6 protein-coding genes are annotated in these 23,384 nt (G+C 48.5%); 3 read left to right on the forward strand and 3 right to left on the reverse strand.

The genetic code is table 11. From position 1 onward, the window contains the following. Nucleotides 1-30: 30 nt before the first annotated feature. The gene (locus ACOMHB_RS22560; protein WP_448218300.1) at nt 31-1,764 is read right to left on the reverse strand and encodes a hypothetical protein; all 1,734 of its coding nucleotides are present in this window, start codon (nt 1,762-1,764) and stop codon (nt 31-33) included. A gap of 451 nt (nt 1,765-2,215) precedes the next feature. On the opposite strand from ACOMHB_RS22560, the gene ACOMHB_RS22565 reads away from it, so the two are divergent. The 3 genes from ACOMHB_RS22565 to ACOMHB_RS22575 all read left to right on the forward strand — a co-directional run bounded on the left by ACOMHB_RS22565 (nt 2,216) and on the right by ACOMHB_RS22575 (nt 12,092). Then, entirely contained in the window at nt 2,216-2,383 is a 168-nt protein-coding gene (locus tag ACOMHB_RS22565) for a hypothetical protein (protein ID WP_422138927.1), read from the forward strand. A gap of 27 nt (nt 2,384-2,410) precedes the next feature. Continuing rightward, nucleotides 2,411-4,564 (forward strand): hypothetical protein, encoded by a 2,154-nt coding sequence (locus ACOMHB_RS22570; protein WP_448218301.1) that lies wholly within the window; start codon nt 2,411-2,413, stop codon nt 4,562-4,564. A gap of 148 nt (nt 4,565-4,712) precedes the next feature. Then, a complete protein-coding gene (locus ACOMHB_RS22575; RefSeq protein WP_448218302.1) occupies nt 4,713-12,092 on the forward strand; it encodes an AAA family ATPase in 7,380 nt (2,459 codons plus the stop codon). Here ACOMHB_RS22575 and ACOMHB_RS22580 read toward each other — a convergent pair. Both ACOMHB_RS22580 and ACOMHB_RS22585 read right to left on the reverse strand, forming a co-directional pair. After that, entirely contained in the window at nt 12,078-15,386 is a 3,309-nt protein-coding gene (locus ACOMHB_RS22580; protein ID WP_448218303.1) for a PEP/pyruvate-binding domain-containing protein, read from the reverse strand. The genes ACOMHB_RS22575 and ACOMHB_RS22580 overlap by 15 nt on opposite strands. Nucleotides 15,387-15,607: 221 nt before the next feature. Then, nucleotides 15,608-23,068 (reverse strand): AAA family ATPase, encoded by a 7,461-nt coding sequence (locus tag ACOMHB_RS22585; RefSeq protein ID WP_448218304.1) that lies wholly within the window; start codon nt 23,066-23,068, stop codon nt 15,608-15,610. Nucleotides 23,069-23,384: the final 316 nt, after the last annotated feature.

A 23,384-nucleotide genomic window follows, 5' to 3' on the forward strand; every position in this document is an offset into this window, starting at 1 on the left:
AGCAGTTGCAGGGATAGCGTCCGAACAGATTTATTTTTCCTGACCGTGGCCGTTCATATCCAGCAAATCAATATTCATTTTCATCCACAGCAGAGTAGCAGCCAGGTTCACGTTATGGCAGGCTCCATCATTGACGGTTAACAAACCCCGAGTTTCATCGATCACCTGATTCACCTCCTCTTGGCTTTCTTCAGGGAATTCATCCAGCAACCGTTTTAGATTCCTCTGTCCCTGGGTCAGATGTGCAAACCTCAGAGGAAACTGGCGCAACTGATACAAATTAACCAAATCTTGTTCCAGCCCTGATTCCTTCCAGGTTCCGATCGCCATAGCAATAAAGAAGTCCAGGTCTTGCGCATTAAAGGCAGGTTTGTCTGCTGCTTTGATAAAGTCCTTAGCCTCCCCATTGACTACCAATCGCCCCAGTTGTTCGGCCCCCTCTAAATACATTATCTGCAAAAAAAACGTCATCATGGTGTCTTCATTAAGGGGTTCTTTGTCCACATAATAACCGCTTTGAGGCAACATAGGGGATTCCAACAATGTTTTCAGATCGTGCAACATAAATGACTCACAACCAAAGTCATTGACTTGACGTCCAGGCAGAAAGAAAAACCGGGAATCAGTGAAGCCGTGATATTTTATCGCCAGTGTCAGCACTAAACCGACAAGGTGCGACATGGGTGAATAAGTTTGTTCTGGGTAGCGCTTAAAAGTTCTTAGACTATCAACAAAAAAAAACCGATAATGTCCTTTGCCATTCCTCCTGATAGAAACAACACTGACGTGACCTGATTTATCCTGAAAAATATAATTTTTTGTTTCTTCTGCTGTCATTAATGGCAGCTGGGTTATAAACAATGCAAGTAGCTGATGAAGACAATGATAGGAGCCAAGGTAAGCATGCATGAGTTTTCTCATATCCAGATTAGCTGCTTCCTCAAGCCTGTAAACAAGCTCGTGATCGGGCAGACCTTCGGGTAACTCAATTTGAGGTAACAGAACTTTGGCAAATAATTTGATTATATGTATTGGAAATATCCTAAGCCCTGGATAGTCAAGTAAAACATGTATCATTTCACCTCTTTCCAGCTTTCCAGGAAAGTAAAGCTGAAGTACCCTTAGAATCGCTTTACCACGGTGTTGTTTGTTTTCCAGAGCTCCTTTTTCTGCCAAAATATCGGGGTTTGCCTCATACAATTTTTCCAATTCTGCATTAAAGTCATCAATATTTTTTTTCTGATCTACTGTTTTCAATGACTTTTCAGCAGCCTTAAGAATTTCTTTCAGTTTTTCAAGATGCCTGGCATGACTCTTATCATTACCGGAAGCCGATGCTGACGCTGCACCAGAGCCTGATGAACCCGAAGAGCCAGAACTGCCCTGCTCTTTCGTACTTTGTTTTTTACTTTGTTGCTCTTGCTGCGGTGGCGGAGATTTACCGTCAGTTTTAGATTGCTCCTTGTTTTCGTTGCCATAACGGTTTAATTCGAATGAATAGCCAGTAAACACCGTTCCTTTATCTGGCTGTAACCCTTCCCCTTCAGAAAAAGGCGAAGTGATTGAACCTTTTTTTCCCTTCTTTAACAGAGACAGCAGAACAATCCCAGACTTAGGTAAACGAATAGGGTCAGATAAAAAAGAGGAAAGAATTTCATCGACACCATTGCCAGAGACCAATAATGAAGCATAAGGAACTGCAGCCTGACTAATAACTGACAAAAAAACGCCGACAGCAACAAAGGCGCAGCACATATTCTTCATTACAAATAACTAAGCTCCAAGAGATAAAAGCACCATTCTAGATAAAAAAACTCAGAATTGCCTGATCCCAGGAGCCTGATAATTTTCGGACAGGCAATAGTATAGGCATAAAAAAACAATCTCTTCCGTTTTAATGGACACTCAAATCCGGACACTCAAATCCAACTATCCAGCAGTGATTCATGCGTCTGTGATAACAGAACCCCTGATATCTGACAGCAGTCCGATATGAAGTTGTTAAAGAAAATTACTCCCCTGCTTATCAAATACAAAGGTTCTTATTACATCCTATGAATTTTCAAGGCTCTCAATCTACACGGCATTCATGTGAAGAGAAAGCTGCCCCAGAACTTGATGTTTCAACCCGTGCAGCCGCACTCTCCAGGTCACCAGTTTACGCCCTGCCGCTGGCGGTGTTAAAGCGCAAGAGTTTTATTCGCTCTGGTAGATCATGCCCGATGAATTGGCCTTCACAGGGCAGGGTGACTATTCAGACCAGTCCAGTAATGTTCTGGTACTGAAATCCGATGAGTTGACAACCATTACCGATTTCTTCCACTGGTTACGGGTAACCATCCAAATAGAACTTTTCTCCTTTCTGAAGGTCATAAGTACCTAACCAGACAATTTCAATGCAGTCCTTTAGATGACAGGAAAGAAGTTTACGATGGATGTTCGGATTAATGAGAAAAGCAACACTCCTTTTCCAGATAGTGAGCCACCAGCCAACAGAGCAAAGCAGGATGTAGCGTCAAACATTGCAGAGGTCTCTGATGTCATTCCCAAACTCAGTCCATGGTCAACTCCGGCCAAGATGCCTGACAAGACGAGAACCGTATCCGCAACGGTTTCAGCAACTGCTACGACTTGCTCCGATAGCCGACTGGTTAGCTTGCCCGGGGAAGTGTTCAACAGAATCGCCAGCTATTTATCCATCAACGATATCAATCATTTTGGGCAAACATCGCCAACAATGGGCCATCGTCTGAGGTCATGCGGCCTGGATGAGGTCCATTACTTTCTCTCCCTGACCAGGCAAAGGCAGTCTTCGTGCCGGGCAATCATTCAGTCCAGTCATTTGCTCCTTGAGTATCTCAGAACATTGCCCATATTTTCTGACCGCCACTTCCCTGCGCAACTGGGCCCGGCCTATTACTCCTGTTATGCCAGCCATTTGCGCCAGCAGATTCTTGATGGGGCCGCATTGACCTTTATACCCATTGGCAGCCTGGATGTTCATTATCACCATCATCTGCGTGATCATATTCCCATTATCATTGAGAGGAAGGCGGCTAACTCCAGTGATATTCTGACTCCGGATCCTGACGGTCAATGGGTCAGGGAAGCTGAAATCAAACACAATGACCGTGTCAGTTATGGTCATCAATGGGCCGACCATATTTTATTTGTCCTGCATCGCGTTCCCCGAGGTCTTATGCGAAGGGGACCCCTTAGCCACCAATACACCGGCAAAGAGCATTTACTGTCTGTTTTTGAACGCAAGAAAGATTCGTGGGTTGAGCAACAACTGACAACGGGTGAGGTTTTTCCTCAAGAACAGAACAAGTACATGAATGAGATGCACTTGTCACCTGATGCCAGTTCACTGGTCTGTATTCACAATGGGGAAGCCGGTGCTATTCTCGGTCGGGGGGCTGATGGGCAGTGGGTCAATAGAGGCAAGATTAACACAGGCCAAAATCATCATTTGCTGTTCAGTGCCGACAACAATCATCTTCTGCTTTATGACGGATCATACATTACTTTGATGAGTCGGGCAGAGGATAAATCCTGGTCACAAACGGGCGACATTGTTGTTACAGATCCTGCTGATGATCTGAAAAAAACGCCCAGTGGCGAAAAAGTGAGCGACTTTGGCTTTGATCTCGATGTGAAATTCAGCCCGGATAACCGCCATTTTGCCACATGGTTTGAGGATGCCGGCGATGATAGCGATCTTGGTGCCATTGAACGGGACTATTTCTTTGTCGTCATTTTTGCCTGTGATCCGCAAGGGCAGTGGCGTGAAAAAAAGAGAATCATTGAATACTGTGACTGGCCAAGGCGGTATTTCTTTATCAAACCTGAATTTAGCCAGGATGGTCGGCTTCTGATTATCACCTCCGAAAAAAGTTTTAATATCTGGGAATTGGATGCTGACGACAAATGGCAACTCTCTTATCGGGAGGAGTCCCAGGGTGGCGGTGGTGATTTTTATTTTTCTGTGGACCCTTGTGAATTCATCAGAAGAAGCGGGCGCAGCGTAACGATCTGGCGCAAGGCAGCGTCCGGAATCTGGGGCGAGACACAAACCTTTCCCGCTGAGTCCCTGGTAGTAGCCAGTCCCAGCGGTGAAACTATTGTTTGTAACGATCCTTCTGGCCACACTGATCTCTATCAACGTAAGCCTTTTGCTGAACCTTTCGGTCAGCCATTCGCTGAACCCGCCGCCGTTGAGTGGGTCAATCAACGCATCGGTTTTTCCATCGTAAAAGCAGATTTCAATCAGGAAGGTTGCCTTCTGGCTTTAGTTCCCAGTACGTGTCCGCAAAGCCTGATTCTGTTCGGGTTGACGGCAGACGGGAGCTGGCTGGAAAGGACCCGTTTGCAAACAGAAGGCAGGATTGAAAAATTTTGCTTCAGCCCGTGCAGCCGCACCCTTCAAGTCACCAGTTTGCGCTCTACTGATGACCATGTCAGAGAGCAAGAGGTTTTTTCGCTCTGGAAGATCATGCACTCCCGTCATTCGCGCGAAGGCGGGAATGACGAGAATGAAGTCGGGAATGGAAACATTAACTGAGCACCTGATTCAGTGCAGCCGAACAACAACCTGAAAACCCCTGCAGAGAGGTGACAATTAAAATGGAACTTTCATCCCATTTTAAGATCTAAGTTATTAAACGTCTTAAATGCAGTCCTTCAAAGGACATCGGGAAGGGAGCTTTATTATGGATGGTCAAATCAGAGAAATAAACAAATCGATTCTTGATAGTGGCGCGTCTGATACCACCACCCCCTTCAAGAAACCAAAACTGGAATTACTGCCGAATGATGTAGCAATCTGCTCTGATGTCATTGCCAAACTCAATGTGTCGTCGCCTCGGATTAAGTCTCCTGACCGGGCAAGAACCGTATCCTCAACGGATTCCTCACTCTGCAAGCCTCCTCAAACCTTCGATTTCCGTTTTGTCACCCGTGATGATGAGGTACGACAGCTTTTAGTTGCCCAAACCTGCGATGAACATCGGGATGTCACCCTTATTTCCCACCCCGATGACCTCTCACAGGCTAACCTGGTGAGCCGGTTGAGCATTGCCGACGATGGTCGTCAGACTCTGCGTTCAGGCAAACTGTTTGAAGGTTCACAACCATTCACTCTGGTGCTGGATATCCGAAAACTCACCGCCGAAGAACTGCCCAAATTTAACGATTTACTGGACCCGAATAACCCCTGTCTGTACGACAAAGTCAGTCAGGAGAAACGCTCTCTGGGCCAACATGTTTCTCTGCTGGTGGTGGCAGATCCTGAGCAGTTGGCAGCGGCTGGCCAGCACGACAAAGCACCGGGAGCTGATTTCTGGCGGCGAATTAATCGACCGGAAAATACCTGGCAGTTTGACGCGCAGAACGGCTGTGATCCATCGATGGACATCGACGAAATTCCTCCACTATTGGAAGAAATTCCCGGCGCCGAAAATGCTATGGACGACGACAATACTCTTGTTATTGACTGTCACTTGCACAGTAACTGGCGACAGTTGTTGCTGGGTGGCCCCGGAGTGGATAAACAGGGGCGAATCCAGCATCTTCCCGGCAGGCTTGAGTCATTAAGGGCCGGACAGCAGGTGATTCTGAAAGGAGCCGACTGGCAAAATCTGGCCTTTGAACAGACCGTTCGGCAGATGCTGGCGCAACAGTGCTTTGAGAGCAATGGGAAAGTCTGTCCGTTACCCGACGATGTTCAGTTTTATCAGATGCCGCTGGGAAATAACGAGCTTCATTCACTGTTCCAAAGTCTGTCCCATTCTCCTGAAAAAGAAGTTGATAAAGAGCAGGCACCAGCAAACCCGATCATCATCAACGAGAGTAATATTGTTCAATGGCTAAACCCGATTGCCATCGTCCCGGAAGGCTACGCAGTTCCTAATACCTGCCTGTTGGAACAGGTTCGTGCCGGTGGTGCCGTCACCGTAACGTCTCCCCTCACTGAAGCACTCTGGTTTCGTTTGCTGGGTTCATTACAGACTATTCGCGAGACGACCGGCCTTGAACCCCGGCTTCAGGTGGCCCACGCAAAAGGACAGCCAAAAGCCCTGAGTTTAATAGAAAACGATAAATACCCTCTGCCCAACCCACTGGAAAAAGTCGGAAATCGCGCTGCTTTTGATACCGTCACTTATCAACAATCTGCCCAGGCAAATCATTGGATCAATGATCTCCCGCAAGCTCCTCTGGTCATTCAGGTCAATGAACAGACCAGCTTCAGCCAGCTGTTTGATAATATCCATATCACCTCGGAACGAAAGGCCCATTTTGGACAACGTCCGAGTGGGTTGCAGGAGGCATTGACCGCTGGCAAGCCGGTGGTATTGCGGGGGCTGGAAAGCAACCCAACCCTTCAGCAGCTTCTGGAACCTCTGGTTGCAGGACAGCCACTGCTGGTGAATGGTCAATTACAGGACTACCCAAAAGCTCGTGTCACACTGCTCTGGCCTGAGTCTGCAAAAAGCCGGTCTTCAGTATTTCGTTCGATGGTTGCCACAGGTAAGCCTTGTCCTGAGGTCAATATCTGGGATATCAATGCCGTCAAGCATGAAATCTCCCGGGCTGAGCTGCCTGAACAAGCACTTAATGAACTTTACGAAGCCTTTAGAACCGCACCTTCCCACCTGTGTAACCCTCTGCCTGAAGTAACCGAAGGGTTATTGAATAACCTGATACTGGCTGCCCGGCGGGCACAGCAGGTTGACCAGTCCCTGCAGATCCTGCCCTGTCACTGGCGCAAGGCCATTAACAGCATTATCACCCATGGTACCCGGCAGCATCCGTCCGTGCGTGATTTTATGAAAGTGGCTTGTCAGCAGCTATTGCCAGATGAGAATCAAACCGCCTCGGTAGACCCGGATCGCTTAAATGCCATCATCAACACTGCCCTGCCGTTAGACAGAGCCTTTGTGGAACAGAACCTGTGGTCACTGGCCAGAGCCTTTGACCCGGTTGTATTTAATGAAAAATTACAACGGTCCTATGAAAAACCATTTTCATGGCAGGATGAAGAAGAAACTCTCGACAGGCTCTGTGCCTTGATCGTGGCCTATGCACCCGGAAAAAAACAAGATGCATTGGCGTATCAGTTAAAAGTCGATCCTGCGCAAGCAGAGTCCCTACAATCGCTAGCCATCAGGCCAGCCAGACAAATTAAACGTTTGCAAGATGCACTGGCTTCTGGCTGGCAATTAAACCATCCGCCTGGCCAGACCCGATCCGATGCCGTTTACGCGCTGGCCTCCGATTGTTTTCACAGGGCCAGAACGGCGAATTCTAAAGCAGAAGGCATTGAACGCATAGAACATCGACTGTCTGAATCGCTGAAATGGCAGGGTTCTGCTGATAGGCCTTTGTCAGCGCTGGCCCGGGATCTTTATCACGGCGAGATAAGTCAGAAAGATCGTGAAAGTCGTCGACTGTCCCGACTCCACGACCGACTTTCGGACTCTCCCGTCCTATTCCTGCAGGGAGAAACCGGCACCGGGAAAAGTTACTTTTCTGCCAAAATGGCCAGGGCTTCGGGACAGGCTTCAGTCATTTCCCTTGGACCTTCCGACAGCGAACAGACCCTGATGAAACGCTGGCAGTGGCAACAAGACGCCGATGGCGACCGCTCTATGGTGCAGCAAAACCGGGCATTGATGGAATGGGCCAAGACCAAATCCGACATAAAAGGAGAGTACATTACCCTGGTGCTGGATGAAGCCAATCTGGCCAAAGCCGGATTGCTGGCATCATTGAACGGCCTGTGGGAACCAGATCCCTGCATCTATGTGAATGGTCATCCTGTCGAGGTCAGCCCAAAACACCGGGTGATTCTCACCGGCAACCCCGATCATTACGCCGGGCGCCGAATGGACCCGGCTCTTAAAGAGAAACTGCCCAGAGCTTACTACCCACGCCTGGGCCAGGCTTTCCTTCTGGACAGGGTGGTGGAACCGGCTCTGATCAAGCATTTACAAGAGCATCTGCTGGAGCATCAAATAAACGACATTGCACACAGTGCCAGCAAGAGTGTGATGGCACTCTGGCAACATTATCAGGAGCTGTTGCCCGAGCATGAGTTTACCCCCAGGGATTTAACCGATATCTGCAGTTGGGTGGGCTGGTATCTGGATCGTGCCCTGCCCGCTCGCGGCAGTGTGACGTGTGGGCAAATAAACAGTCTGATATTACAAAGTTTTCGGGATGTACTGGGGCCGGAAATCACCGAAACTCATCAGGATGCCCTGTCAGCACTGGAAATCTGGTTTGCTGCCCGTTACCAGCCGGAGAACACCCTGAGCGACAGAGTTCATGAACACACCCTGCAGGAAATGCAGCAGACCTTCAGTACATTCAGCGAAAAAATCCGACCAGACTTTGATACCTCCGGATTGGCAGTCCGTGAACTGGCGCAACGGCTTGGGCAGGATTTAAGCCGCTGCTGGCAGGCTAATCATCGCAAGATACAACACGGCGGTCGTCAGGCGACACTGATTGAAGGCCCCGCAGGACGGGGTAAGGATGCCACGCTGAACCTGGTGATTGAAAGTGTCAGACAGGAGACTAAGCGACGGGGAGAGTCTATTACGGAAGTCTTTTACCTGAATGCCTGTGATTGTTCCTGGGACAAAGTGTGTGAAGTGATCCAGAAGGCAAAACTGGAAGGCGGTATAGTGGTGATTTCGGAAATGAATCTGATCGACAGCCAGCACCTGGAAGGTGAATTGAACAATATTCTGGCCGGTGACGCCCATCCCGGCTTCCACCTGTTTGCCACCATCAACCCGCCTGAGTGTAGCGGGCGAAAACCTTTGTCACCGGCGCTGAAGGGGCGTTTTCGACATTTGCCGATCCGGCAGTATAACCCAGTCGAATTACAGACCATTGCCGAAAAAGTGTTGCCAGTGTCCTCAGAAGGGACATTGGCCGCTAAAAAGCTAACAGAAAAACATTGTCTTTTAAGGGCTCACCTGCAACGCAAAAAACTGCCGTTGCAGCCCACCAGCCTTGATTTACAGAATGTTGCCAGGGCTATCAAAAGAGGTGGCGATTTTAGCGAAAAAGCCGTTCATCAATGCCTCAATCAGCACTACCGACTTTATCTGATGGCCGCCAATATAACGCTGGAGGAACTTCCCGGGATATCAGCTATTGCCGTGAATAAAGAAGCGCTTGACCCTGAAATGAGCAAATGGTTTTACCAAACCGTCTCCGGCATTAATCGCCCATGGTTGATACGAGGCAGTCATCGCAACAGTCTTGATAAAAAACGCCGCGAAATTCGTTTTAACACTCGTCTGGATAAAGAGGAAGCCAAAACGGAAATCATCAAGAGGCTGGCCCAGGTCAGGTGGCAAGCATCCGGTCTTACACTGAAGCCGGATCAATCGGACGATATTCTCACACAGGCTCTGTACAGACACTGGCAGCGATGCTGGTTCGCACATAATTTTAGCCTTACGGAAGTGGACGCTAATAGTGTATTCCCCCTGACCAAAGAACAGGCACAGGCGCTGAAAACGCCGGCTTACCACCCTTATCTTGAGGAGGCTGATAAGCAGATACAGGCATGGAACACTCTCGACATTCAATGCTGGCCTGGATTCTGGCATCAGATCAGCGCTCTGCCAGATCACTTGGTAAACGAATTTATTAACGAAGCATCAGCTATTAGCGGTAATGACGCTTCTGAACCGTATGACCCGGAAGTTGAGGAGGAAGAAGCTCCGGCATTGGACCAAAGAACGAACTACGAAGATCAGAAGACGCCAAAGGCTACACTATTTAAAGTTTTTGATTCGCAGCATCCCCCTACGATGTATCGCTGGCAGGCATTAGATATTCGTGTCACTGCCAGAGGTGAAATCAAACAGATCAATCTTGATGGTAAACACCTTCTGGGAGTCGAAACCCTCACACCTGAGCGGTTATCAGGTAATGACCATGAAGTGAGATTAACCAGAGATCAAACGCTGGCGACCCTTAAGATATCATCACAGAACGGCCAATATCCCTTACCCAGCCTGACGGCCAGTGACTCTATCGTGGCCCTGCGTATAGAGCCCTATTTGCCGCATAAACTGATCAGGGACAAATACACCGGGCTTCATACACTGTTTATTCCTCAGGCCGAAGCCTTCCAGAGTTTTCAATGTACTTATGTCGTAGAACCCGCAAAGCCGGGCAAAAAAACGGGTACTGAAGCAACCCGAACAGAACGATCAATACATTTTGACGTCGATTGTACAGAAAGTATCAAGTCCGTAATGAAAGAACTGCTTAATAACTTTAATAACACTGGCGAACATCCACCCAAAATACAGGCACTTTTGCAGACAATAGCAAGCCCTGAAGACACCAGGCAACGAATTAACGCAATCACGGAATATTGCGAACAGTTCTCCGGTGAAGCTAAACCAGGAGAGCATGAAAATTTCTTTGAATTTCTCGTAACAAAACGACAAGGTAGCTGTCGTCACCGCGTGCCTGTTTTTATTGCTTTTTGCCGTTACTTCGGGATTCCCTGTCGGCAAATTGATAGCCTTTTCCACTGTTTCCCCGAGTATTCCGTGGATGGAGGCCAAACCTGGGAGTCAGTAGATTTGGGCGGAGCGCCCGGGGAGGTGACAGAAATTACACCTGATTCCGGGAAGTTCTGTGATTTGAACGCTGCATCAAAGCATCTTCAGGACCTTCTGGAAGAGGCTGATTCAGAACAAATTCAAGCTCTGGCCAGAGCCTTTAACATAAGCCTTGAGCAACTGAAGAAAGCCGTTGAGACAGGCGGTTTATTACCATTTATTACACAAGTCGATCGATTTATTATCGAAATAGTAAAGAGGCTTTGGGTAGAAAAAAGTTTTGCCGGTTTTTCCCTGGGTGTCTCGCTGTTAGAGTCGCTGAAGACAGAAGCATTGGACCACCCTACGAATCGACTGCTCGGTAGTGTGATGGATTTCGGCAAGCCTCCTTACAGACCGATGTCGGAGGCAGTCATTCAAATATTGTCTGACAGTGATGAAGTTCTGGTCACTGAACCGCTCAGGCTACTTCATTCAAAAATGGTTGAACAGGCTGGAGAATACCCTTACGAGTGGTTGCGTTCAATGGTAGATATTGTGAAAACTGACTTGGCCAAGCCTTCGTTTATTCGCTTTGCCCGTGAAGCTCTGCTATCAGGTTGGTTGGATCCCGTGTCCAACAAGCGGAACGGTGGTATCATGCCGCTTCAACATCATGAGCTACTGTTGCGTCTGGTCAACGTCGATGAACTGAGGGTTGACGCCAGCCATTGCCTGAAAAAGTGGTATAAGACATTCTTCTCCAGGGGAAAAGATAATCGGACGTGCAATGTTAATGCCACCATCCATGAGGTAAAAAAGAATGCCTTTTCCGTCACTCATTGTCATGATGGGCGCTCGTCATCTCTTGAAGGTGAAATTGCCAATCCATCTATAGAAGACGCCTGGACAGACCAACCTGAGGGCATTCCGAATATAGAACGAATACTGGAGCAACGGCCCGCATTTCCGCAGTTAACCTCGGGCAAGGCGAACCATCGTCCGGTGATTCTCATGGGGCAGCCTGCCTGGAACAAGACGGTGATTGAAGAAAAAGCCGAAGCCCTGTATCAGCGAAAAGTTAATAGCAGCCCTAACTGGAAGCCGGTATTGGAAATGCTCAAATCAAAGTCCTGCCCGCTGGTATTGGAAGCAGAAACGCTCTTGGAGAAGTTAAAAAAGCAATGCAAACAAGCAATTCAGCAGGCCTTCTGTCATTACCTTTATGAAGTGACACACTCGAAAGGCGGTTGCTTAAGCTGTTGCTGGGCAGGTGCTTTTATAAGTAAAGAATGTGGTACTTATGACCCATCCTCACCGGTAGAGCTGTATGCCATGATGTTGCATATTGCTAGCCCTCGCGAGTGTCAGGAACTTATTGAGGATGCCTACTTACGACAGACACATAATGCCAGCAATGCTCTGGTACTCAGAAACGACGAGATGACAAAAATTGCCGGAGAGTTTTTGAGCACCGTGAATTTGAATTCGATTTATGAGTCAATGGCTACCTGATAACGGTTTGGTCATGATGCGTTTTTTGAGGGAATGGTCACGAATCCCCAGGTAGGAGTAATCGCTCCGAGCCCGTTTGCTCGCATATTTCAGTCCATGCTTCAGCAGGGTTTGCGCGAATTGTTCATTATGCTCCCTATAGGGCTCAACGGGTTGAACAACAAAGTCTGGCTTATAGTCGTGTGTTGGAGTGATAACAAAGTATTTATCTTTTAAATCGGGGTAGACATCCTCATATAATCGTGTAGCCCTTTTGGGATCTAACAACACAAGATGCTGTAAGATTTCCCTGCGGATATCCTCACTCATCTCATCGCTCATAAACATTTCCCGAAAACTACCCTTCGATTCTTTCTTGAAGGATATTAAAAAATGACACACTCCCAACCGATGAGCATGATGAATAAACTGTTGGTGGTTGCTTAATAACTTGTAGCAAGGAGGAATACTGCGAAGAGATTGAATATAAAAGATTGAGAAAAGGCTGTGTTGAAAGGCGAATCTATCAGCTTCTGTCGTAACATCGCAATTAAGATGTTGTGCAAGAACATTAAAGTCCCACTGATCTCTTCCAAAAATGGCTATCTCCTCAAGGCGTGTATCCAGACAAAACATACCATTTATCACAATGAGCAGTTGTTCAAAGGCATTCTGCATGGTTTTACGTGATTTCATTTGCGGGCATTCAATGGTTATTTCACCCGCTACGGCGTTGCAACTTATCTTCATGGGGTCTGAGTATTCATCCAGTTCGATCGCTTTTAGAAATTGTGCCAGAAACCACATACGCTTTAACTTACCGGATTTAAATCCTTCATCAGGGTTATTAAATTCGTCAGATAATTTCAGCCGCAGGGTTCGTCCTTTCCCCCCACCTGCTTGTTCAAGTAGCTCGATAACGCTCATATGAGTTCCAAGCTTCAGGTTAACAATCAAGGCATCATCGGTACTGACGACAGTCCCTGATTTCCCTGCTTCTGCGATGAATGCTTTGTCGGACGGCCTCATTAGTGGCGCCTTTTCTACCGAGCCACCCGAGGTCGTGCAATCGACATAGATGATTTTCTTTTCCGTAGATATCCTGCCCTGGCCCGAAGCCAGAGTGACCGGTGCCAGTGCGTTGACAAAGCGCTGATGCAGGGCAAAAATCAGCTCATGGACACTTCGGACCTGCTCAGCTTGCCCGGGGTTGAGCGCTTGAAGATCGGATTGTAGCTTATGGCAATCGGCCAGCCATTGACGAAAGATACCCGGGGATAGCCGCCGTTCTTCAGCAGCTTGCATGGGCAGAGTGACACGCTCCAGCCTTGATTGGATGGTCTTTTGCAACGTCTCGAACCTGCTGGTCAGTTGCTGCAATTCATCCCGCAATAACTGAACCTCGGGTGAACCTTTGACACCCGCCAGCTGTAAGAAGGCCCGGTAACCCTGCAACAGGGCTTCGGCCCCATAAACCAGCCGATTTACGCTGTCTTCAGTCTCTGCCAGTATTCTGGATCGTTGTGGTGACATGCTCAGTTTTACCGGGTTGGCCAGACCATCCAGTCCGGCACCAGGGGCAAATAATGCCAGCAGGCGGACATTTTGATCCGTGAGCCATTTGAAACCGCTGGCAACCTCAGGGAATGTGCCTTCAGGAAAGGATAAATCATCCCGTGAGGGGACGGCTTTGGCTAACGACACATCAGAAACAGCTGAGGACAGCTTTCTGCAACTGGCCAGTTTTCCGCTAAGGTCACCGGCAACAATAAAGGCACCAGGCTCATCATTAAAACAAGCGCAGACCAGTGTCGCCTGTTGGCCAGCCTGAACAGACAGCGCTTCAAACTGATCACCGGCCAGCATCAAAGTTTTTTGTTCCTGTTTCATAAGGATCGCCACATGATCATTGAATCCTCCTTTGGCAATAACAAAACCGCCAACCCGTTTCAGGAACCTAGGCTCAAGCATCCAGTCTTCAACGTGGTCAGCTACGACAATGGCTCCATCCGGCATAGAGTCTGCCTCTGGTCGTCTGGCCAGCCAAAGTGATCCGGTGCAAAAGCCTTCGCTGACACCCGCACCAATAGCAATGGTCTTTTTGGGCATGGGCATGGCAAAGTCCATATCACCAGAGAGTTGGGTAACAGGACGCACCTGCAACAGGAACAGGTCACCCTCAGGATTGATGGCGAACTCGGCATCCACGGGGCAGAACAGTAAGCTTTCCAGCGTTGTCAGCATCGTCCTGATATCTGCAACCATTTTATCATTAACTATATGACTTACGTCGTCTTTATGGGTGTCTGTATTTTCAATTCTGGTTTCTGAATAACCGTTAGTGCTTTTGCGCAGGACAAAATGACTTGAGATCGTACCGGGAAAATATTGATAGCTGTCAGGGCCTTCCTCGTCAGAAATATCGATGCGGTGAGGCGTATTACCGGACTGCCCTGCAACCACACCTCTGGGTTGACCGCGGGTGAACTCAACCCCGATGGTACCATCCCGAAAAGATTTAAAGCTCATGATGACCCCGCCGTATTGACAGTCAATACACTCCTGGATGATCAGTGCCATGGGTTGTGGTACGCCTGCGGGACAGACTTCAGGGTGGTAGCCTGAAGCCATGACCTTGAGACAGGTTCGCAAAACATCGTCTTCTTCCTGAACTATAGAGAGGTATTTGCCCGCCTGGGCATCGCCGTAATTATCTTCGTTGATGCCAGAACTGCGGACGATAACCGGTGTTGATAGAGAGGGTTTGTCCAACTGATGACGTAGATCCCTGATTTGTTGGGCCGCTTCAGACTCTTTAATCTGCTGGTAAAAGTCATCACCGGCAATAAATTCCGCCAGCCCCTTCAGCACCCCGGTTCTTTTGGCGTCTGAAGATGACAAAGTATTAAGGTATTCCCTGATGTGCGCCAGACTGGCCTGAGCACCCGGCTCATAGGCGATATCGGGAAGATAACGGGCTAAAGAACGGGGATTCAGAGGCTGTTGTTCAAGCGCATTCACAACCTGGGTTGTCACACATTTAAACGGTGGAACATTCAGACCGGCGTCCTTCATCCGCTGCAAAAACATTCCCTTGCCCCCAAGTTGTTCCCGGAGTGTGCCAACCTGATCTGGAACAGACAAACGACAGAGACGCTTGGCTAAAGGCATTTCGATGGCTGGAACGCCACCAGGATCAAAATGTCTTTTGGATTCACTTTCAGACCGATTGGTTGGACTGCCAGACCAGGTATCCTGGTTTGAATTCGTCGTCGGGATTTGGAGCTTTGAGTCACCAAAATTGGCATTTAACATTTTGACACCTTTATCATACTAATGCTCATCCATGATTTAATCGCTAACGCATAAATAAAGTACCTCTCGTATTTTCGACAATAATACCTGTATAAAGTTCACCGTCGACCTGAAGCAAGCAATAGAAAGAAGAAAAATAAAGTTTGCTTTGGGAAGCCTTGTCTGAGTCGCTGAAGTTTATGAAATTCAGTAGCTGATTCAGGTTTTCCGGATGGTCGTTATCAGGTATCCAATGCCTCATAAATCGTATTCAAATTCACGGTACTCAAAAACTCTTCGGCAATTTTTGTCAACTCACGGGATTTGAGCACCAGAGCGTTACTGCTGTCTTGTGCCTGCTTTAAATAAGCATCCTTAATAGAATTCTGAAAGGATAAAGAGCTATTAATATAACGCATCATGTCAAACAGCTCTTTTGCTGAGGATGGCTCATGAGCGCCATAGAAATCTTGACTCAGGGACTCCTGCATTTGAGCCTCGGCCCAACAATACAATAAGCTACCGCCCTTCGAGTGCGTTACTCCATATAGGTAATGACAGAAGGCCTGCTGAATCGCTTGCTGGTATTTGTTTCTTAAATTATCTAAACGCCTTTGATCTTTCAATGACACCTTGAAGGACTTCAGTTTGGTTTTTTCCAGTAACAGCTTAAGATCCGGGCTGTTCTCAACTTTTCGTTGAAACAGAGCCTCGGCTTTTTCCTTAATCACCGTGCTGTCCCAGGAAGGTTGCCCCAGGATAATCACGGGTCGGTGGTTTGCCTTGCCCGAGCTTGATTTCCTGAACGCAGGATGGTGCACCAGCATTCGCTCTATATCCGGAATGCCCTCAGGTTCGTCCGACCAGGAGCTTTGTAAAGATAAGCAGGCTATTTCACCTTTAAGGAATGGCGAAAACCCATCATGTTCGTGAGTGACCAACGTAGTCCTGGTTAATTTCTTTTGGAGGTACTCATGGACTGACAGCCATGAATAGCTATTTTTCTCCCTGGACAAATAGGCCTTGTACCACTTTTTCAGACAATGGGCAGCTTCAACCTTCAGTTCATCGACAGCTTCCAGGCTCACCAATAGCTGATGAAATTCATAGGCGTTGATATTGACTCCGTACGAGCCAGAGGCCGTCAGTGGATCCAGCCAACCCAATTTCAAGGCTTCACTGGCAAAGTGAATAACCGCAGGTTGAGTTAAGTCACTGTCCATCAGTATTATAATTATTGAACTCAGCCACTGGCGAGGGCTTGCTCCACCCTGAATAATCATTTTTGAATGAAGCAACTTAAGTTGTTCAGTGATTTTATCTTCATCACTCTTGGACAATATTTTTCTTACCGCCTCCGACATTGGGCTGTAGGTATTCCTATTTTTGTCGTAATTAGTACCAGTCAATACAATCTCGTCCCAGCCTAATTCTTTTGTCTCAAGGGACATCAGCAATGAGACCCCCACGGAAAAACTGGTTAAATTGTTTTCCTCCCAAAGGTTCCTGACTATTTTGGAAATACTTAGATTGACTTTCGGGAATGCACTGTTTGTCTCAAGGGCTTTGTTCAGTTCCTCCAAACTCATGCCACAGGCTTTAGCCAGAGTTTGTTGTTGTGCTAAATCAGCCCCTTTCAGGAAATCCTTCAGGAGAGCTTTAATTCTCTTTGATTTATTGCTGGAATCATCAATCTTTGTGGTGGTCTGGAACTCAGTTGTCGTTTCTACTGTCTCTCCAGGCTCCCCACCTAAATCCACTGACTTCCAGGTTTGTCCACCATCCCCGGAATACTCAGCAAAGCAGTGGACAAAGCTTGCGACTTGTCGGCATGGAATCCCGAAATAACGGCATAATGCAACAAAAGCAGGAGCACGGTGACGACAGTTACCCTGTTGTCGTGTTACGAGAAATTCAAAGAAATTTTCCGTGCGCTTTGGCTTTGCCTTACCGGAAAACTGTCGGCAATACTTCCTGATCGCCTCGATTCGTTGCTCAGTGTCTTTGGCGTCTTTTATGGTCTGCAAAGGCTCCCGTTCTTTGGCTCGACGCTGTTGGTCAATGGTCGTAAACACCCTGTCCAGTACTGTTTTCATGCCTTCTGAACAGTGGGTGTCCAAATCTGTTGCAGGTCTGGTTTGTCTGGCGCGCGTGGCTTTGCCCGGCTCTCTCGGTTCCACAACATAAACCACTCTGATACTCTGGCCGACTTTGGCCTCAGGAACAGACAGTGTGTGAAGCCCGGTATATTGGTCCCTGACCAGAGTAAATGGCAAATCGGGTTCCATACGCAGGGCCACGATATAATCGTTGGGCGTCAGGCTGGGCAATGCATATTGACCATTGTCCGATGACAACTCCCGGGTTCCCAGCGTTTGATTGCTGGCTAATATCAGTGTCTGGTCAGGCCCGGGTAAGCGTTCAGGCATGAGGGTTTCGACCCCCCTGATGTGTATATCCTTAAGATCGATCAGTTTGATATTACCCTCAGAAGTTACGTAAACATCCAGTGCCGAACACCGATACATATGGGAAATATTCTTATCCGTATCAAAAACTATATGATCCTCAGGATCTGGTGTCGTCAGAACCTCATAGTTCGTTCTCCGGTCCAATGCCGGAGCTTGTTTCTCGAAGACCTCAGGATCGTATTTTTCAGGCGCGTTATCATTGCCAATGCAATAGTCTGGCAGATCAATTATCTGATGCCAAAACTCAGGCCATAATTGAACGGCATTGGATGTCCATGTGTTTATCCGCTGATCAGCCTCCCGAAGACAAGGTTGGGAATCCGGCATTTTCAGCGTTTCTTCCTCTTCTTCCGTCATCGGAAACAAACTGTTGGCGTCCACGCCCGTGTGGACAAACTCATGCTTAAACCAGCATTGCTGCCAGTATCGGTACAGTGCCCGGGTGAGAATATCGTCCGACTCATCCGGCTTCAGGGAAAGACCGGATGCCTGCCATCTGGCCTGAGCCACTTCCTTGATGATTTCCGTTTTGGCTTCCTCTTTATCGAGATGAGCGTTAATACGAATTTCATGGCGTTTTTCATCAATAGCGCTGCGATCACTGCGCCCTATCAACCACGGACGATCAATGCCTGATACCCTTTGGTAGAACCATTCGCTCAGCTCAGGATCAAGCGATCCTTTACCCATGGCAGGAGCCGATGATTTTGGCAGTTCCTCCAGCGATAGTTTGGCGGCCATCAGGTAAAGCCGGTAGTACTGATTGAAGCATTGATGGAGTGCTTTATCGCTAAAATCACCCCCTCTGTTAACGGCTATGGCGACATTCTGTAGATCAAGACTGGTCGGCTGCAACGGCAGGTTTTCCTTTTGCAGGTAAGCCCTTAAACGACAATGTTTTTCTGTCAGCTTTTTAGCGACGAATGTCCCTTCTGAGGACTCTGGCAACACTTTTTCGGTAATGGTCTGTAATTCTGCCGCGTTGTATTGCCGGATGGGCAAATGTCGAAAACGCCCTTTCAGCGCCGGTGATAGGGGTTTTCGTCCGCTGTACTCAGGTGGATTGATGGTGGCAAACAGGTGGAAACCCGGATGGGTGTCACCGGCCAGAATATCGTTTAACTCTCCTTCCAGATGCTGGCTGTCGATCAGGTTCATCTCCGAAATCACCACGATGCCGCCTTTTATTTTTGCCGTCTGGATCTTTTCGCACAGTTTGTCCCAGGAACAATCACAGGCATTCAGGTAAAAGACTTCCGGCATGGACTCTCCCTGTTGCTTAGCCTCCTGTCTGACACTTTCAATCACCAGGTTCAGCGTGGCATCCTTGCCCCGTCCGGACGGACCTTCAATCAGTGTCGCCTGACGACCGCCGTGTTTTCTATTGAGATGATAAGCCTGCTGACAGCGGTTTAAATCCTGTCCAAGCCGTTGCGCCAGCTCACGGACTGCCGATCCGGAGGTATCAAAGTCTGGTCGGATTTTTTCGCTGACTGTACTGAAGGTCTGCTGCATTTCCTGCAGAGTGTGTTCATGAACTCTGTCGCTCAGGGTGTTCTCCGGTTGGTAACGGGCAGCAAACCAGATTTCCAGTGCTGACAGGGCATCCTGATAAGTTTCGGTGATTTCCGGCCCCAGTACATCCCGAAAACTATGTTGTATCAAACTGTTTATTTGCCCACAGGTCACACTGCCGCGAGCGGGCAGGGCACGATCCAGATACCAGCCCACCCAACTGCAGATATCGGTTAAATCCCTGGGGGTAAACTCATGATCGGGCAAGAGTTCCTGATAATATTGCCAAAGTGCCATCACACTTTGGGTGGCACTGTGTGCAATGTCGTTTATTTGCTGCTCCGGCAGATGCCGTTGTAAATGCTTGACCAAAGCCGGTTCCACCACTCTGTCGCGAAGGAATGCCTGATCCAGGCGAGGGAAGTAAGCTGTGGGCAGTTTCTCTTTCAGGGCCGGGTCCATTTGACGCCCGGCGTAATGATCCGGGTTGCCAGTGAGAATAACCCGGTGTTTTGGGCCGACCCTGACAGGGTGACCATTCACGTAAATGCAGGGCTCCGGTTGCCATAAGCCGTTCAATGATGCCAGCAATCCGGCTTTGGCCAGGTTGGCTTCATCCAGAACCAGAGTGACGAAGTGTCCATCCTTCCCGGACGGAGTGTTGGCCCATTCCATCAGCGCCCGGTTTTGCAGTGTCATGGAGCGATCACCATCGGTGTGCTCTTGCCACTGCCAGCGTTTCATCAGGGTTTGTTCGCTGTCGGAAGGTCCAAGGGAAATGACCGCAGCCTGTCCTGAAGCTTTTGCCATTTTGGCAGAAAAGTAACTTTTGCCGGTGCCGGTTTCTCCCTGCAGGAAGATAACAGGAGAATCTGTAAGCCGGTCGTGGAGTCGGGATAATCGACGACTTTCACGATCTTTCTGACTTATCTCGCCGTGATAAAGATCCCGGGCCAGTGCTGACAAGGAGGTATCAGCGGAATCCGTCCATTTCAGTGATTCAGAAAGTCGATTTTCTATGAGTTCAATGCCTGCTGCGTCAGAATTGGCTGTTCTGGCAATATGAAAACAATCGGTGGCCAGAGATTGAATGGCATCGGATCGGGTCTGCCCTGACGGCAAAGGTAACTGCCAGCCAGAAGCCAGTACATCCTGCAAACGTTTAATCTGTCTCGATGGCCTGATGGCTAAGGATTGATAATGCTTTGTTGACTCCGGATCAACTGCCAACTCTTGTGCCATTGCCTGCCGTTGTTGTTCAGGAGCATGGGCCACAATCATGGCACAGAGCCTGCCGAGAACTTCTTCTTTTTCTTCATACCTCGATGGCAATGGACTTACGTAGCGCAGTTTTAATTCTTCATTAAGTACTCCCGGGTCAAAAGCTCTGGCCAGTAGCCAGATGTTCTGCTCCACAAAGGCTCTATCCAACCGTGGAGCACTGGTGATGATGTCATTTAACCGATCAGGGTCTACCGAGGCGGTCTGATTCTCATCCGGCTTCTCATGGGCATTCGGCGTCTTATCCGGTAACAAGTGCCAACAGACCACTTTCATAAAGTCACGCACTGAAGGATTCTGCCGGGTACCATGGGTGATAAGGCTATTGATGGCCTTGCGCCAATGGCGGGGTAAAAGCTGTGGGGAATGGTCAACCTGCTGTGCTCGCCGGGCGGCCATTATCAGGTTGTGCAACAATCCTTCGGTCATTTCAGGCAGAGGGTTACAAAGGTCGGCAGGTACGGTTTTAAAGGCTTCGTAAAGTTCATCAAGCGCTTGTTCTGGCAGCTCAGTCCGGGGGATATCATGTTTGTGGGCATTAATATCCCAGAGATCGACCCGGCGACACCGATTACCCATGGCAACCATTGAATTAACCAGTGAAGATGGGCTTCTTGCAAGCTTGGGCCAAAGCAGGGTGATATGAGCTTTTGGGTAGGCCTGCAATTGGCCATTCACCAACAGAGGTTGCCCGACAACCAGGGGTTCCAGAAGCTGCTGAAGCGTTGGATTAGTTTCCAGCCCTCGCAATACCACCGGCCTGCCAGCGGTTAATGCCTCCTGCAGTTTACTCTGACTACTGCCAAAATGAGCCTTTTGTTCCGAGGTGATATGGATATTATCAAAGAGCTGGCTGAAGCGGGTCTGTTCATTGACCTGAATGACCAGAGGGGCTTGCCGCTGCTTATTAATCCAATAACTTGCCTGACCAGGTTGTTGATAAGTGACAGCACGAAAGGCCAGGTGCTTGCTCATTTTTTCCTGAAGTTTGGACAGAGGGTAGTCATCGGTTTCTGTCAGGCCCAGAGCTTCCGGCTGTCGTCTTGAATAAGCCACCTCAAGTCCGGGCTCCAGACCAGTGGTCTCGCGAATAGTCTGCAGTGAACCCAGCAAACGAAACCAGAGAATCTCAGTGAGGGGAGAGGTTACCGTGACTGCACCACCCGCCCGAATCTGTTCTAACAGACAGTTTTCAGGGACTGCATAGCCTTCCGGGGCAATGGCAATCGGGCTCAGCCATTCACTGATATTACTCTCGTTAATAATGATCGGGACTCGTGGAGCAGAGTCTTTATTGTTACCTTCTATTACACCTTCTTTGGCAAGAGAGTGGGACAGGCTATGGAACAGTGAATGAAGCTCGTCCTTCCCCACCGGCATCTGATAAAACTGAACATCGTCGGGTAACGGACAAATCTTCCCGTTGCTCTCGAAACACTGTTGCGCCAGCATCTGCCGAATGGTCTGTTCAAAGGCCAGATCTTGCCAGTCGGCCCCTTTCAGAATCACCCGTTGTCCGGCCTTCAATAGCTCAAGCCTGCCGGGCAGGTGCTGAATTCGCCCCTGTTTATCCACTCCGGGGCCGCCCAGCAGCAACTGTCGCCAGTTGTTGTGCAAGTGGCAGTCAATAAGAACGGTATTGTCGTCGTCCATAGCACTTTCGGCAGAGGGGAGTTCAGCCAATACCGGAGTAACCTGGTTGATCTCTATCGATGGGTCATTGCCAGTCTGTGCGTTGAACTGCCAGGTATTTCCCGGCCGATTAATTCGCCGCCAGAAATCGGCACCGGGAGCGCTGGCTGCGGGCGCGTCATCACGCTGACCAATGGATGCCAACTGTGCAGGGTCTGCCAGGACCAATAGAGAAACATGCCCGCCAAGGGGGCGTTTTTTCCGGTTGATTTTGTCATACAGACAGGGGGTATCCGGGTCCAGTAAATCGTTGAATTTGGGCAGTTCTTCGCTGGTGAGCTTGCGGATATCCATCACCAGAGTGAATGGCTGTGAGCCTTCAAACAACTTGCCCGAGCGCAAAGTATGAAGACCCTCTTCGGAAATGCTCAGCCGACTCACCAGGTTAGCCTGTGAGAGGTCATCGGGGTGGGAAATAACAGTAACATCTTCATTACAGGTTATGGCAGTCAAAAGCTGCCGAACTCCATCATCACTGGCGACAAAACGAAAATCGAAGGAATGAGTCGCCTTTGGCAGCGAGGAATCCGTTGAAGAAACGGTTCTGACTTTGTCAGGCACCGTCTCCAAAGATGGCGATCTGTTTAGTTTGGACCTTACTTCAGAGCAGCTTCTTACAGTCTTCTCTTGTTCTGACAATAAATCCAGCTTTGCTATCTTGGCTGCCACGCCATTCCCGCCATGATCAAGAAGGTTAGGATTCAGAGCGTGTTTTTTTGTACCTTCATCAATCTGACCATCCATAGTCAATCTCCTTAGTGCTATCTGAAGAACCAAGTTGAAGTTGTTTTATATTCTGACCTTCAGATTAAACATAAGTTCCATTTAAATAGAGAGCCGCAACCATGGCAGATGCGATGGTCTCTATTCTCCCGACGTTTAAATCGAGCGTTTGTCATTCTTTGTATCCTTGTCTATAAGAGAATTTCACCTCCTGAAAGAGTGAATGTCTGATGTTATTCAACTCACTGAAAAAAACAGGGTCATTAGCCCTGTTTTTGGTCTCTGTTCTTTCTCTTCAGACACTGGCTAAGAATGATTCTATCGACGAATACCGAAG

The sequence above is a fragment of the Endozoicomonas sp. 2B-B genome (genome assembly GCF_053470045.1).

Coding starts and splice junctions, on each gene's coding strand:
- ACOMHB_RS22560 (WP_448218300.1), bottom strand. CDS start 1,764: ATGAAGAATATGTGCTGCGCCTTTGTTGCTGTCGGCGTTTTTTTGTCA.
- ACOMHB_RS22565 (WP_422138927.1), top strand. CDS start 2,216: ATGCCCGATGAATTGGCCTTCACAGGGCAGGGTGACTATTCAGACCAG.
- ACOMHB_RS22570 (WP_448218301.1), top strand. CDS start 2,411: ATGACAGGAAAGAAGTTTACGATGGATGTTCGGATTAATGAGAAAAGC.
- ACOMHB_RS22575 (WP_448218302.1), top strand. CDS start 4,713: ATGGATGGTCAAATCAGAGAAATAAACAAATCGATTCTTGATAGTGGC.
- ACOMHB_RS22580 (WP_448218303.1), bottom strand. CDS start 15,386: ATGTTAAATGCCAATTTTGGTGACTCAAAGCTCCAAATCCCGACGACG.
- ACOMHB_RS22585 (WP_448218304.1), bottom strand. CDS start 23,068: ATGGATGGTCAGATTGATGAAGGTACAAAAAAACACGCTCTGAATCCT.